The organism is Bifidobacterium sp. ESL0827 (assembly GCF_052606685.1).
Map to the genome: position 1 here is coordinate 15,639 of NZ_CP199597.1, position 13,935 is coordinate 29,573.

8 protein-coding genes, 1 tRNA gene and 1 pseudogene are annotated in these 13,935 nt (G+C 59.2%); 8 read left to right on the top strand and 2 right to left on the bottom strand.

Translation table 11 applies throughout. The features are described from left to right. Positions 1-228 precede the first annotated feature (228 nt). The 5 genes and pseudogenes from dnaK to ACUIAI_RS00090 form a co-directional block, all read left to right on the top strand. Positions 229-2,127, top strand: coding sequence for a molecular chaperone DnaK (dnaK, locus tag ACUIAI_RS00070; RefSeq protein WP_445342216.1), 1,899 nt, complete (start codon positions 229-231; stop codon positions 2,125-2,127). Between the two features lies 1 nt (position 2,128). Next, the gene (gene grpE / locus ACUIAI_RS00075; RefSeq protein ID WP_445342217.1) at positions 2,129-2,854 is read left to right on the top strand and encodes a nucleotide exchange factor GrpE; all 726 of its coding nucleotides are present in this window, start codon (positions 2,129-2,131) and stop codon (positions 2,852-2,854) included. Between the two features lie 147 nt (positions 2,855-3,001). Then, positions 3,002-4,006 (top strand): DnaJ C-terminal domain-containing protein, encoded by a 1,005-nt coding sequence (locus ACUIAI_RS00080; protein ID WP_110412332.1) that lies wholly within the window; start codon positions 3,002-3,004, stop codon positions 4,004-4,006. A 52-nt stretch (positions 4,007-4,058) separates the two neighbouring features. Then, on the top strand, positions 4,059-4,589 hold the full coding sequence (locus ACUIAI_RS00085; RefSeq protein WP_110412787.1) for a heat shock protein transcriptional repressor HspR: 531 nt from the start codon (positions 4,059-4,061) through the stop codon (positions 4,587-4,589). Between the two features lie 202 nt (positions 4,590-4,791). After that, a pseudogene (locus tag ACUIAI_RS00090) lies at positions 4,792-6,159 on the top strand (DEAD/DEAH box helicase); the annotation flags it as partial. A 613-nt stretch (positions 6,160-6,772) separates the two neighbouring features. Here the strand turns inward: ACUIAI_RS00090 and ACUIAI_RS00095 are convergent. Then, positions 6,773-6,845, bottom strand: a tRNA-Ala gene (locus ACUIAI_RS00095). Positions 6,846-7,146: 301 nt separating this feature from the next. After that, positions 7,147-7,974 carry an IclR family transcriptional regulator gene (locus ACUIAI_RS00100; protein WP_445342218.1) on the bottom strand — a complete coding sequence of 276 codons (828 nt, stop codon included), beginning with the start codon at positions 7,972-7,974 and terminating at the stop codon, positions 7,147-7,149. A gap of 308 nt (positions 7,975-8,282) precedes the next feature. Between ACUIAI_RS00100 and ACUIAI_RS00105 the strand changes: the two genes are divergently transcribed. Genes ACUIAI_RS00105 through ACUIAI_RS00115 form a run of 3 tightly spaced genes read left to right on the top strand, consistent with a single transcriptional unit; the run spans position 8,283 to position 13,858 of the window. Beyond that, positions 8,283-9,668, top strand: a complete 1,386-nt coding sequence (locus ACUIAI_RS00105) for an MFS transporter (RefSeq protein ID WP_211120844.1) — start codon at positions 8,283-8,285, stop codon at positions 9,666-9,668. Between the two features lie 36 nt (positions 9,669-9,704). Then, positions 9,705-12,584, top strand: a complete 2,880-nt coding sequence (locus ACUIAI_RS00110; protein WP_445342219.1) for a family 78 glycoside hydrolase catalytic domain — start codon at positions 9,705-9,707, stop codon at positions 12,582-12,584. Further along, entirely contained in the window at positions 12,581-13,858 is a 1,278-nt protein-coding gene (locus tag ACUIAI_RS00115; RefSeq protein WP_445342220.1) for a glycoside hydrolase family 1 protein, read from the top strand. The genes ACUIAI_RS00110 and ACUIAI_RS00115 overlap by 4 nt, the downstream gene beginning before the upstream one ends. Positions 13,859-13,935: the final 77 nt, after the last annotated feature.

Genomic DNA, 13,935 nt, shown 5'->3' on the forward strand with positions numbered 1-13,935 from the left:
TTCATCGCATTGACCATTGTTGTGCTCGACAATTTCGAAGAACCGGGAATAATATTTGCCATAAGAAGTTGAGTGATGTAGGCTCAAGTTTCGGAGTGGTCATGATGGCTGCTTGCCCGGGCCGACGGGAGCCGGCCATCGGGACCACGAACGAAGCGCGAGCGGAGAACGTGAACGACGAGGTGCGGGGTCAGGCCCTACGCCCAATTTCATCAGGAGGTAACGAGTATGGCACGTGCAGTTGGCATCGATCTGGGAACCACCAATTCCTGCATTGCAACCCTGGAGGGCGGCGAGCCCACCGTAATCGTCAATGCTGAGGGCGCGCGGACCACGCCGTCGGTGGTGGCATTCAGCAAGTCCGGCGAGATTCTGGTCGGCGAGGTGGCCAAGCGTCAGGCCGTCACCAATGTGGACCGGACCATCAGCTCGGTCAAGCGCCACATGGGCACCGACTGGTCCGTCGAGATCGACGGCAAGAAGTGGACCCCTCAGGAGATTTCGGCCCAGATCCTTATGAAGCTCAAGAGGGACGCCGAGTCCTACCTGGGCGAACCGGTCACTGACGCGGTCATCACCTGCCCTGCATACTTCAACGATGCCCAGCGCCAGGCCACCAAGGATGCCGGCAAGATCGCCGGTCTGAACGTCCTGCGCATCATCAACGAGCCCACTGCTGCAGCTCTGGCCTACGGTCTGGAGAAGGGCAAGGAGGACGAGCGCATCCTGGTCTTCGATCTGGGCGGCGGCACCTTCGATGTCTCCCTGCTGGAGATCGGCAAGGATGACGACGGCTTCTCCACCATCCAGGTCCAGGCCACCAATGGCGACAACAAGCTGGGCGGTGACGACTGGGATCAGAAGATCATCGACTGGCTGGTCAGCGAGGTCAAGAACAAGTACAACGTGGATCTGTCCAAGGATAAGATCGCCCTGCAGCGGCTCAAGGAGGCTGCTGAGCAGGCCAAGAAGGAGCTGAGCTCCTCCTCGTCCACCAGCATTTCCATGCAGTACCTGGCCATGACCCCCGACGGGACTCCAGTCCATCTGGACGAGACCCTGACCCGCGCGCACTTCGAAGAGATGACCTCCGACCTGCTGGGCCGCTGCCGCACGCCGTTCAACAACGTGCTGCACGATGCCGGCATTTCGGTTCAGGACATCGACCATGTGGTGCTGGTCGGCGGTTCCACTCGTATGCCCGCCGTCAAGGACCTGGTCAAGGAACTGACCGGCGGCAAGGAAGCCAACCAGACCGTCAACCCCGATGAGGTCGTGGCTGTCGGCGCTGCCGTACAGTCCGGCGTCATCAAGGGCGACCGCAAGGACGTGCTGCTGATCGACGTGACCCCGCTCTCACTGGGCATCGAGACCAAGGGCGGCATCATGACCAAGCTGATCGACCGCAACACCGCCATCCCCACCAAGAGGTCCGAGGTCTTCTCGACCGCCGAGGACAACCAGCCCTCCGTGCTGATCCAGGTTTATCAAGGTGAGCGCGAGTTCGCCCGTGACAACAAACCTCTGGGGACCTTCGAGCTAACGGGCATCGCTCCGGCTCCGCGCGGCGTTCCTCAGATCGAGGTCACCTTCGACATCGATGCCAACGGCATCGTGCACGTCTCCGCCAAGGACAAGGGCACCGGCAAGGAGCAGTCCATGACCATCACCGGTGGCTCCGCCCTGCCAAAGGACGAGATCGATCGCATGGTCAAGGAGGCCGAAGCCCACGAGGCTGAGGACAAGCAGCGTCGTGAGGATGCCGACACCCGCAACGCCGCCGAGTCCGCCGCCTACCAGACCGAGAAGCTGGTCAACGACAACAAGGACAAGATCTCCGACGAGGTGGCCAAGGAGGTCACCGACAAGGTCAACGCTCTGAAAGAGGCTCTGAAGGGCGAGGATATGGACAAGATCAAGAACGCCCAGAGCGAGCTGATGACCTCTGCCCAGAAGATCGGCCAGGCCCTCTACGCCCAGCAGGGCTCCGCTGATGGTGCAGGCGCCCAGGGCGCTGCAGGTGCCGCCAGTGCTGCCTCGGGTGCGGGCTCCTCCTCGTCCGCTGATGACGATGTGGTGGATGCCGAGGTCGTGGATGACGACGACAAGAAGAAGGACGGCGAGTGACATGTCGGCCTTCGACAAGGATGATGCCGGGCCGCTGAAGGGCGACCCGGCCGCCGCCGGCAAGCCGGACGGAAACGAGGCCAAGGCCTCTGACGCCACCTCGACGGCCGGTCAGGAAGCGGCTCGCGGACGTCACGCCGATAAGACCGCTGCAGACGAGGGCCAAGCGGCCAGCCAGTCCTCGTCGGATTCCTCCGCCAAGGATGCGTCGTCAGCAGATGCTCAGGCTGATGACAAGACGGATGCTGACTCGGCTAAGGAAGACGGTGCCGACAAGGGATCAGAGGGGCTGACCCCGCTGGGTCAGGCCAAGAAGGAGGCCGCCGATTATCTGGAGGCCCTCCAGCGCGAGCGGGCCGAGTTCGTCAACTTCCGCAACCGGGCCAAGAAGGAGCAGGACATCTTCCGCCAGCATGGCATTGTGGATGTGCTGACCGCCCTTCTTCCTGCCCTTGACGACATTGACCGGATCAAGGAGCACGGACAGATGGACGACTCCTTCCAGGCCGTGGCCAAGAAGATCGACAAGACCTTCGAGAAGTTCGGTGTCGAGAAGTTCGGTGAAAAAGGCGAGGACTTCGACCCCACCAAGCATGAGGCCATCCTGCACAAGCCCGACCACGAGGCCAAGAAAGAGACCGTTGACACGGTGGTTGAGGCAGGCTATCGGATTGGCGACCGGGTGATTCGGGCTGCCAGGGTAGTGGTGACTTCGCCCGGGCAATAGCAGGGACGGTGATTGCGGACCTTCCGCAGGCTGAATCGACGCCTTCGCATGCGGCGGCTGGGTGGGTTATGGTCCTGCCCGCCGCCGCACGCGAAAGGGCGGATTCCAATTCGATATATTCGTAGCTTATGAGGAAAGGAGACATGGATGGCTGAGAATGAATGGCTGAGCAAGGACTATTACAAGGTCCTTGGTGTCTCCAAGGACGCCAGCGAAGCGGAGATCACCAAGGCCTACCGCAAGCTTGCCCGCAAATACCATCCCGATCTCAATAAGACCAAGGAAGCCGAGGAGAAGTTCAAGGACATCTCCGAGGCCTACGACGTGCTCAGCAACAAGGAGCAGCGTCAAAAGTACGATGCCATCCGCCAATTCGGCATGGGGGGAGCCCGGTTTGCCGGCGGCTCCGGCCAGGGTGGCTTCAACACCGATGCATTCTCGGACATCTTCGGCTCCATGTTCGGTGGTGCCGGGGCGCCGGGAGGCACCCGTATCCGTTTCGGCGATGGTTCCGGGCAGCCGGACTTTGCTGACATCTTCTCCTCCTTCGGCGGAGGTGCCGGCGGTGGCGGTCGGACCGCCTACCAGGAGAGCAGGCCCAGACCCGTCAAGGGTGAGGATCGCAATTCGAAAATCGGGTTGTCCTTCCGTCAGGCGGTCAAGGGTGCCACGGTCTCCTTGAGCGTGGGCGGCAAGCGCTTCAAGACGCATATCCCCGCCGGAGTCCGCAACGGCCAGCGGATCAGGTTGGCTGGCAAGGGTCGGCCCGGCAGGGACGGGGGCGCCAATGGCGACCTCTACCTGCAGATCAGCGTTCAGCCCAGTCAGCGGTTCACCATGAAGGACAGGGACCTGGTTATGAACCTGCCGGTGACCGTCTCTGAGGCTGCCCTGGGGGCCAAGGTCCAGGCCCGGGATATCGATGACCAGATTGTCACCTTCAAGATCCCGGCTGGCTCCTCCAGCGGCGACGAGATTCGCATCGCCGGCAAGGGGGTTCAGGACCGTCGCGGCAAGGGCGACCTGGTGGGGCGGCTTGAGATCCGCATGCCCGGTCGGCTGGGCATGGCCCAGAAGAAGGCCATGCGCGACTTCGCCAAGTCCAGTGGCGACTTCGACGAGCAGATCGCCGGGGAGCGCATGAAGATATGACGATCCGGGTGCCGGATTAAGTCGGAACGAACAGCGGAGAGGAGTGATGATCATGGTCAGGGTGGATCCCGAGACCAGGCGGATTTATCTGGCCTGCGCTCGCGGTCTGGTGGCCGGGCACATCAGCCTGGATGCTGCCGATGATGCCGGTTTGGACATCGAGCTGCCGGTCTTCAGCGTCGGCCAGGTCGGACAGTTGGCCAACATCCATCCGCAGACCCTGCGCCAATACGACCGGCTGGGTCTGATCGTGCCGGAACGTACTGAGGGGGGTGCGCGCCGTTACTCCCTGCGGGATCTGGACCGGCTTGGCCAGGCCCAGCATCTGAGCCAGGACGAGTCCATCAACCTGGCAGGTGTGACCAGGATCCTGGCCCTGGCCGAGGAGAATCGCCAGTTGCGGCGCCAGCTGCGCCGCTCCCACCAGTCACAGGGGTCCAGTATGTTCGCTGCCGCTGCCGATGGCCGGGTCGTCGAAGTCAGGCGGTCCAGCAGGGCCCGGCTTTGGCGGCAGGACACGACGCATGACGAGGCTGATCCGACTGATTCCAAATCGCTGATCGTCTGGAGCGTACGCTCCTGAGACAGGTGAGGGGTCTGTGCTATGGTGTACAGGTTGGCCGCTCGCCCATGAGCGGCGGCTGATCGTCGCCTGACAGCTTTGAGTACGGGGAAACCGCTTGCGCGAAATTCGTCATTCTCTGCTTTGCACGCGGCCTGCGAACTGTCGACCGACAGTACCGTTTTCTTCCCTGTTGTGAAAGGTCATTGTGACTGCTTCATCCATGCCCGATTCCAATTCGTCTAATTCCGACCAACCTGCCGTAGAACCTATGACTTTTGACCAGCTAGGGGTGCCTGAACCCTTGGTCCGTGTCCTACGCAAGGACGACAAGACCAGCGCATTCCCTATCCAACGGGATACCCTGCCTGATGCCCTGGCTGGCCGTGACATTTTGGGACGGGGCCGGACAGGTTCCGGCAAGACCCTGGCCTTCAGCATCCCTCTGGTGGCTCGACTGGCTGCCGACCAGGGAGGACGGGATCGCCATGGCCGCAGGATTGCCGCCGGATCAGGCAGTCTGCCCCGCCCGCGCGGTCTTGTCCTGGCTCCCACCCGCGAGCTGGCTAATCAGATCGACGAGGTTCTCAATCCGCTGGCTCAGGCTTACGGCATGCGGACCTGCACTGTTTACGGCGGGGTAGGCCAGGGTCGTCAGGTCGATGCACTTCGGCGCGGGGCCGTGATTGTGGTGGCCTGCCCCGGTCGCTTGGAGGATTTGCTCCGCCAGCACAAGCTCAGCCTGGAGGACGTGGAGATTGCCGTGCTGGACGAGGCCGACGAGATGGCCGACATGGGCTTCCTGCCTGCTGTGGAGCGGATTCTGGCCCAGGTTCGTCCGGGCGGTCAGCGCATGCTCTTCTCGGCCACCCTCGATCACGGTGTGGATGCCGTGGTCAAGCGCTTCCTTAAGGATCCCAAGATTCACGAGGTGGATTCCGCCACCCAGCATGTGGACCTGATGACCCACCACATCTTCCGCACCACTCAGGCAGCCAAGCACGATCTCGTACGTAAGCTGGCCTCGGGCACAGGACGGCGTATTCTCTTCACCCGGACCAAGTTCCAGGCCAAGAAGCTTGCCAAGAACCTGATTGACAACGGCATCCCGGCTGCGCAGCTGCATGGCAACCTTTCCCAAAACCAGCGCGATCGCAACCTAGGGGCTTTCTCCCGGGGTGAGGTGAAAGTCCTGGTGGCTACCGATGTGGCCGCCCGAGGCGTGGATATCAGTGACGTAGACCTTGTGGTCCAAGTGGATCCACCAGCCGATCCCAAGTCCTTCTTGCACCGGTCGGGCCGCACAGCCCGGGCCGGTCGTCCCGGCGATGTGGTCACCTTGGTTCTTCCCGACCAGTGGCGTGACACCAGACGGATGCTGCGCATGGCCCATATCGATGCCAAGCCGGTTCAGGTGACTGCCGATTCGCCCGAGGTTACTGAGCTCGTGGGGCCGTTGGCCAAACCTGTACACGGCTGGTCCTTGCAGGTCGAGCAGCCGCAGGCTTCCAAGGGTCGGCCTGCTCGTAGCGGACGTGGCGGCCGCAGTGGACATCGGGGTCGTTCCCGCGCAGACAGGCGCTTTGATCGTGGTGGCCATGGTCGGGTTGCAGGCCAAGATCGGGGTCGTCGACCTTCCCGTTTCCAGCGGTCCTCAGAGGACCGACTGGCATTCGATCGCGAGGATGGCCCCTTGGACGGCCGGACCAGAGGTAACCGTCGTACCAGCGGCAGCGAGCGGACCGACCGTCATGGCCACGGTCATGGTAGCGGTCGCGCTGGCTCTCGTTTTGATGCCGACCGTCATGGATTCCGTCGTGGTCATCGCCGCCATCGCCGCGATGACAACCCCTTCCGTTCTGCCTCCAGGCGTTGATTCATCGATGGGCGTGTTGATGCTGATCGGATCTACGCTGTATTTGCTCAAATAATTTTGAGCGTTCGCTGAGAAACCACGACTTTACCGATTCCAGAATTGTTGCGTGGATTGACCCTGGCTCCGTGCCAGGGTTCTTGATTATGAGACTGCTTAATGATGCTGTGTGTCCAACCGATCGACCCGCCAGGGCAAGAGTAGCTGTGATATTTTGATATGTCTGATTGTATCGAATCTGTTGTCGGCTATAAGAACGACCTGGAGCATTGCTTAGCTTATCAATGCACGGCAGGATGACGAAAGCAGGAATAGAATCATCTCGACACTGTGGAGCTGAGGGTAGTCGAAACCCCGACCTCTTCGATGCGAACGAAGCGCTCTACCAACTGAGCTACAGCCCCATGCGTTGCCCGACCGTAGCCGAACAACAAAAGTTCACTCTAGCGCGTGCCCCGGTCAAACGCAATTTCCCGGGTTGCCGGCAAAGTACAATTCGAAATGACATTAGATTCAACTATAAAGTTGCCGCTTTTCTCCTAGCACCTTCTCTCCCATTGCGGATATCGGGCATGGCTTCACGGATTGTTCGGTGTTGTGAATTGTAGTGCAGTTTTCTCTAGGTCAGGTGCGCTGTTGCGCCCCTTGCAGCAGACCGCCATATCAGTGTCGTCCTTGATATGGATTTATACCAGATATGACATTTTATGCCTGGTCCCAGGGCGGCAATATCCGGGACGTTTTTGGTCCGGTCACTCTTCTTGATATGGCAGTGGCCCCGGCTTTGATAATTGGCACATAACGTTCCAGACTCGTGCTTCCGGCTGATAGAACGATGCTGACAGCTGCTATGACGGCGTTGGTCCTCCCGAAAATAGGGGCAGCAACCGAATGAACTGAGGCGCCGGGCGTCTGGAGTACAGCGACCCGGCGTTGGCGGATCAGAGCCAGCGAGGCCATCAACTCATCTGAGGAGGGGCGGGGAATCTGCCAAGTAGGCCAAGTGAAGGTTCCGCTGTTCACCACCTGTCCGATGATGCCTGGTCCGGCATAGGCGAGCAGGGTTCGTCCCGCTGCCGTAGGGGCCAGGGGCAGTCGATCGCCTATATGGTAGTAGACCGGTATGGGATGCTTGCCCTCTCTCCGGTCAAGGATAACCATTTCGGTCCCGTCCAGCGTTCCCAACTGGATGTGCTGATCTGTAGTTCTGTTCAGATCATCGAGAATCGGCGAGGCCGCCTCCCTGATGGAAAGCATTGGGCGGGCAAATTGAGCGATCTCCATGAGCCTTGGCCCGATGGAGTATGCTCCGCTTCTCTCGCGTATTAGGGCTCCGTGCTCACATAGGCTCTTCAGAAGTCGGCTGGTAGTACTGGCTGCCAGCCCTGTCCGACGAGTGATCTGCGTAAGGGTCAGCGTGGGTTCATCAGAGGTAAAGCAGTCGAGGATCGCGAAGGCACGATCCAGGACGCCGGTGCGTCTGCGCGTCCGGCCCTCTGATTCCTGCTGATACGTCATTGTGTACTCGGTCATCTTGCTTACAAGCTACGGCTTTGGGGAGGGTAAGGACGACGTAATTTCCACTCAGCGGAAGTCAGTTTCAAATCTGCGATGAAAAACCGATACAACAAAATCAACCCACGGGAGGCAAAGATGACGGATCACACGAGTCGGTGCGGACAGGGTTCAAGTTCCGTCGGCAATACTGTCACCTGTGTCTGTCCAAAGTCCCAGATTTATGGGTAGGTCAGTGCGTCGACGGGACTTGGGCGGGAGGTTAACGTTTCAAGGTCGAGTACGTCACGTCGGCCGATGGTAAGAAGTCCAAAGGAGGGCTTGCGATGAGCAATACAGTTGAGCGAGACAGGGATCAGTCCCCGAATGGGCCCAAGGCCGGAGAGCCTGTTGCTCCGGTGGATACGGCTGGGCCACCAGAGCAGGCGCATGTCAATGTTGAAGATACCGATAAGGCAGCGCAGCCCAGTCACGATCCTGGATATCTTCCGCCTGAATTTCCTAATCCTCGCAAGACGATTGTGCTGGTGCTCATCGCGGCCATTGGTCTTTACATTGTGAACATGAGCCTGGGCACAGCGCTGTCGCTGCATATCGCAGCAATCATGCCGGACAGAAAAGATTCGGTCTACAGCCATATAACCTCGGTGAGCTCATTCCTTGCGCTCTTCATGATGCCACTGGCCGGCGCTCTGTCAGATCGGACGATCAGCCGCTTTGGCCGTCGTAGGCCCTGGATTCTGGGTGGACTGCTCTTTTCCATCGTCTGCGGGGCCGTGGTCGGTCTATCCAGCAATGTCTGGGTGATGGGAGTCTTCTTCATCCTGTCAGCCATGGGCATGCAGTCGGCCTTCAATGCCTATTCGGTGATTGCTGTCGAAGGGCTGCCCGACAACCGCCGCGGCACGGTCATGGGTTTGATGGGTCTGTGCGGAGCCCTTGCTTTCTCGGCCGGCACATATCTTACTGGTGCTCTGGTAGGCAATGGTCTGCTGCTGATGACGGTTCCGGTGCTGTTGGGCCTGGTCACATCTCTTCCCTTACTGCTTCTTTATAAGGATCCCGCCAAAACCAAGAGCGAGGTGCCGCCTATGAACGTCCAGAAATTCATTGGCACCTTCTTTGTCAACCCGCGGAAGTACCCGAATTTCGGCTGGACCTGGCTATCTCGGTTCCTGGTCGGTCTGGCCATGGCCGCTATGCAGTCCTATTTCATCTACTACCTGATTTCCGGACTGCATATCCCTCTGAATCAGGTAGGCAGCAAGGCTGGTCTTCTGACCTTGTGCTCGGCACCCGTTTCCATCATCTTCTTCACAGGGTCCGGTTTCCTGACAGATCATTTGGGGCGCAAGAAGCCCTTTGTGATCTTGGCTTCCATCCTTATGGCGGCAGCCCTTTGCCTTGGTGCGACTTCTCATAATTTCACACAGTTCCTTATAGCATGGTTACTGTTCGCTGTGGGTCAGGCCATGTATTTGACCGTTGATCTGGCGCTGTGTGCAGCCGTCCTGCCTAATAGCGAGGACACCGGCAAAGATATGAGCGTTTTCGGATTGGCAATCAACCTGTCCAGTGTGGTCGTTCTGGCTGCGGCTCCTCTGATCATCAACACCGCAGGGGGACACAACTACGGATTGCTTTGGTTCATCGCGGCGGCTCTGAGCCTCTGTAGTGTTCTTGCCATTCCGCTCATCAAGGGCGTGAAGTAGTAATCAATTGAAAGTCAGCAAGGAAAGGCAACAATAATGGTTGATTCGGCAGGGCTGGAGGTGTCGCCGGTTCGGTTCGGGCACCGACCTTGGGCCGGCTGCGCATTGGGCTACGACCAACCTTGCCCGTCCTTGTCCTGGCGCTTGTTGAAAGCACCTGAGGGCTGGAAGCAGGAAGAAGCTGAAGTTGAGATCACTGATCATCATGGTCGTGTGAGCGTACATCGCCTGCATGTGGCGGATCAGATCTGTCTGTCCTGGCCTGGTGAGCCATTGGAGTCCCGAGAATCCGCTGCTGTAAGGGTCAGGGTTGCTGGCCAAGATGGCATCTGGTCTCCTTGGTCGGCCACGGCACGGGTTGAATGCGGTCTCCTCTCCAACCAGGACTGGTCGGGTTGTCCGGTGTCGCCAGATGATTCAGTCGGAAGAGAGGACCCAGCACCGGTGCTCTCCAGAAGGTTCACTGTGGAAGGGACCTGTGCCAAGGCCCGGATTCATTTGACGGCAGGTGGTCTCTTCGTCGCCTATTTGGACGGTCGACGTATCGGTCAGGATCAGCTATGTCCGGGCTGGACCGATTACCGGCACCGAATCAATGCTCTGACCTACGATTTGACTGATGCGCTGGCGCCAGGCAGTCACCGGCTGGATGTCCTGCTGGGCAACGGCTGGTACAGGGGGCACCTAGGTTGGCAGCGCCTCACTGATTTCTATGGTGATCGTCTGTGGCTCATGGCCCAGCTGGAGTGGTTGGACAGCCGGGGGGAGCAGGTCCTGAGCGGTGATGACCAATGGACTTGGCATCCATCACCCATAAGATCGAATGACCTCTATGACGGCGAATGCAGGGATATGAGAATTCCCTTGCTTGAAGTCAGAGGAGCTGTACATCCCGTACAACTGCTGCCCATGCCCCATGTGAGCATCCGACCTCAGGAGGCACCTCCGGCACGGATCATCCGTCGTCTGCCAGGTCAGAAAATCATCACCACTCCATCAGGCCGAACAGTCGTCGACTTTGGGCAGAACGTAGCCGGCTGGGTCCGTATGGTGGTCAGAGGGGGCCGGCCTGGGGGCCGCCTGCGACTGCGCCATGCCGAGGTCTTGGATCATGGGGAACTGGCTCTGAAACCTCTGCGTCAGGCAAAGGCCACTGACGAGTACATTCTCTCAGGCACTGCCAACGAGGTGGTCGAGCCCCTGTTCACCCAGCATGGGTTCCGCTATGTGCAGGTGGAGGGCTTGGAGCCCGATGCCGATGTGAAGGCAGGTGATTTTCAGGCCTGCCTTGTCTCGGCCGTCATGGAGTCCACGGCATCCTTTACTTGTTCGGACGATCGGCTCAACCGTTTGTTTGAGAACGTTCGTTGGTCGACCATGGATAATTTCATCACCGTGCCTACCGACTGCCCGCAAAGAGATGAGCGTCTGGGATGGACTGGGGACATCGCCATGTTCGCGCCATCTGCACTGGAGCTTTTCGATGCCGATGCCTTCCTCGCTTCCTGGCTGACTGACGTAGCCAACAGCCAGGCAGCAGATGGAGGTATTCCACTGGTGGTCCCTGATGTTCTGGACGGACCTCGTCTGACCTGCGGTTGGGGTGATGCGGCGGTGCTCGTGCCCTGGGCCCTATACAGGTCGACTGGCGATGAGGCTGTCCTTCGTCGCTTCCTGCCCATGATGGACGGGTTCGTCGACGGAGTCCAGGATCTGACTCGTCGGGGCCTATGGCAGGGAGGCTTTCAATTCGGTGATTGGCTGGATCCTGACGCACCAGCGGACCAGCCCATGAAATCCAAAGCAGATCCTGACGTGGTCGCCACTGCTTTCGCGACCCATTCGGCCGCTCTTGTCGCCCAGGCCCATGCCTGCTTAGGTCAAGAAGATCAGGAGCAACATTACCGATCCTTGGCTGATGGCATGGCTCAGGGTTTTCGCGACGAATATGTCAGCCCCAACGGGCGTATTCTTTCGGATTGCCCCTCGGTCTACTCTTTTGCCCTGGATTGGAATCTGTTGGAGACCGACAGACAACGTCAGGGGGCGGGCGAACGCCTGGCGGATCTGGTAAGAGCCAGCGGATTCCGTATTTCCACCGGGTTCTTGGGCACGCCGTTCATATGCCAAGCGCTGACCATCAGCGGGCACGCCGACTTGGCTGTCCGGCTGGTTCTTCAGGACCATTGCCCTAGCTGGCTTTACCAAGTGGATATGGGTGCTACCACGGTCTGGGAACGGTGGGATTCCATGTTGCCTGACGGGTCAATCAACCCTAATGGCATGACTTCCTTCAACCATTACGCTCTGGGCTCTGTGGTCTCCTGGCTGATTCAGGGGCTGATTGGTCTGCGCATGGATGCAGCCGGTTGGCGGAAGGTGACTGTAGCTCCACTGATAATCCCGCAGCTTTCATTTGCTGAGCTCCGTCTGGTAACCCCGTACGGACCGGTGAATTTCTCCTGGCGGCGCCAGGATTCCAGTGCCACTGTCAGCATGCATTTGTCTCTGCCGGTCGGTGTCAGCGCGAATCTGGTACTACCAGGGGGCGTCAGCGGTCGATGCGACCATGGCGATTATTCCTGGATCCTGCCGGATCCCAATGCCAAACCGACGAGGCAAACCCAGATTCGCACCATACGCGATCTGATTGATGTCCCTGATCTGCTGGCTGATCTGATTCGGGCCTTGTTGGCCATTGACTCTCCTTCCTACAGAGGCAGTCAGGCCGATCTCAGCTTTTGCGCCGCCGCAAAACCTTGGCTTGATGCTCCTGTCGGCGAGCTTCCTCAGGTGGCTTCACAGCAGGGTTTCCTCCCGGATGCTGGAGCCATCGAGAGTGCTGTAGTCGGATTTCTGCAAAGGCATGGGCTTGCTCCAGCAGGACAGGCTAAGAACCAGGATTTTGATCAATGATTGATTTGAAGCAAGAGGAGGGGCATACCGTGGCAAGAGTGTTTCCTGATCACTTTCTTTGGGGAGCTTCCACTGCTGGGCACCAGGTGGACGGAGGCGATACCACATCCGATATCAGCTTTCTGGAGCACGTGCAGCCGACTGTTTTCAAGCAACCGGCAGGGTCGGCTTGCAAGAGCTGGGAGCGCTGGCAGGATGACTTGGACCTGGTTTCGGGCATGGGCCTTAATGCTTACAGGTTCTCGGTGGAATGGGCGCGTATAGAACCCGAGGAAAAGGTCGTGGACCAGTCCGCCCTGGACCATTACGACCGTATGGTCGACGGGTGTCTGGACCGTGGCATTACACCATTGATTACTCTCAGCCACTTCGTCTGCCCGCAATGGTTCGGGGCCAAGGCAGGCTGGTTCAATCCAGACGCTCCCTCCTTGTTCGCCGATGAGTGCCTAAGGGTGCTGAAGGTCCTGGGCGATCGAGTGGCCATGGCTGTAACCTTTAACGAGCCCAATCTGCCCAGGATCCTCAGCACTGGAGCTCTGTCGACCCAAGCTGTTGAAGCCCAGCGTCAATGCCTGGAAGCGGCCAGCCGCAAGGCGGGTGTAGAGCGCTATCGTGTTGGCAATGTGGTGATTCCCGAGGAAGTTGAACAACTGGAACTAGGCTTCCGAAGAGCCCATGCCTGTGCTGTGGAAGCAATACGTTCCCAGTGCCCAAATCTGCCGGTCGGCCTGTCTCTGGCGGTTATTGACGAAAGCTATGTCAGTGAGAAGGGCAAGGCCCTGGCTCAGGCCCGGAGGGATGCCTGTTATCGGCCTTGGATCCAGGCCGTTCAAGGTAATGACTTCATTGGGGTGCAAAACTATGAAAGGGAAACCATGGGCGATCAAGGTCCACTGGCGGCTCCAGAAGGGGTCGATACCAGCGAATCCGGTGCGCCGGTCTGCGCTGGCTCCTTGGTTAATGCCGTGGTCTACATACGGGAGCTGACCGGTCTACCCGTTCTAGTGACCGAGCATGGCGTCTGTACCGCCGATGACCAGGTCCGTTCCCGCTTCATCAGCAGTTCTCTGCCTCCACTGGTGGACCTGGCGCGCGACGGCTTCCCGCTCCTGGGGTACTTCCACTGGTCCCTGCTGGATAACTTCGAATGGATCAGCGGATATGACATGCACTACGGCCTGTGTTCTGTGGACAGGTCAGGCGGCACCTATGATCGGACCCCCAAAGGCAGCGCTCAGACCTACCGAAAGCTAGTGGCTGAGACGGTGATTTGAACAGTCTGTAATCTGGTTCTGGCATCTTCATCTGAGCATATGCAGCAATTCGACAATAAAGCAATGAAGCAAGCAAA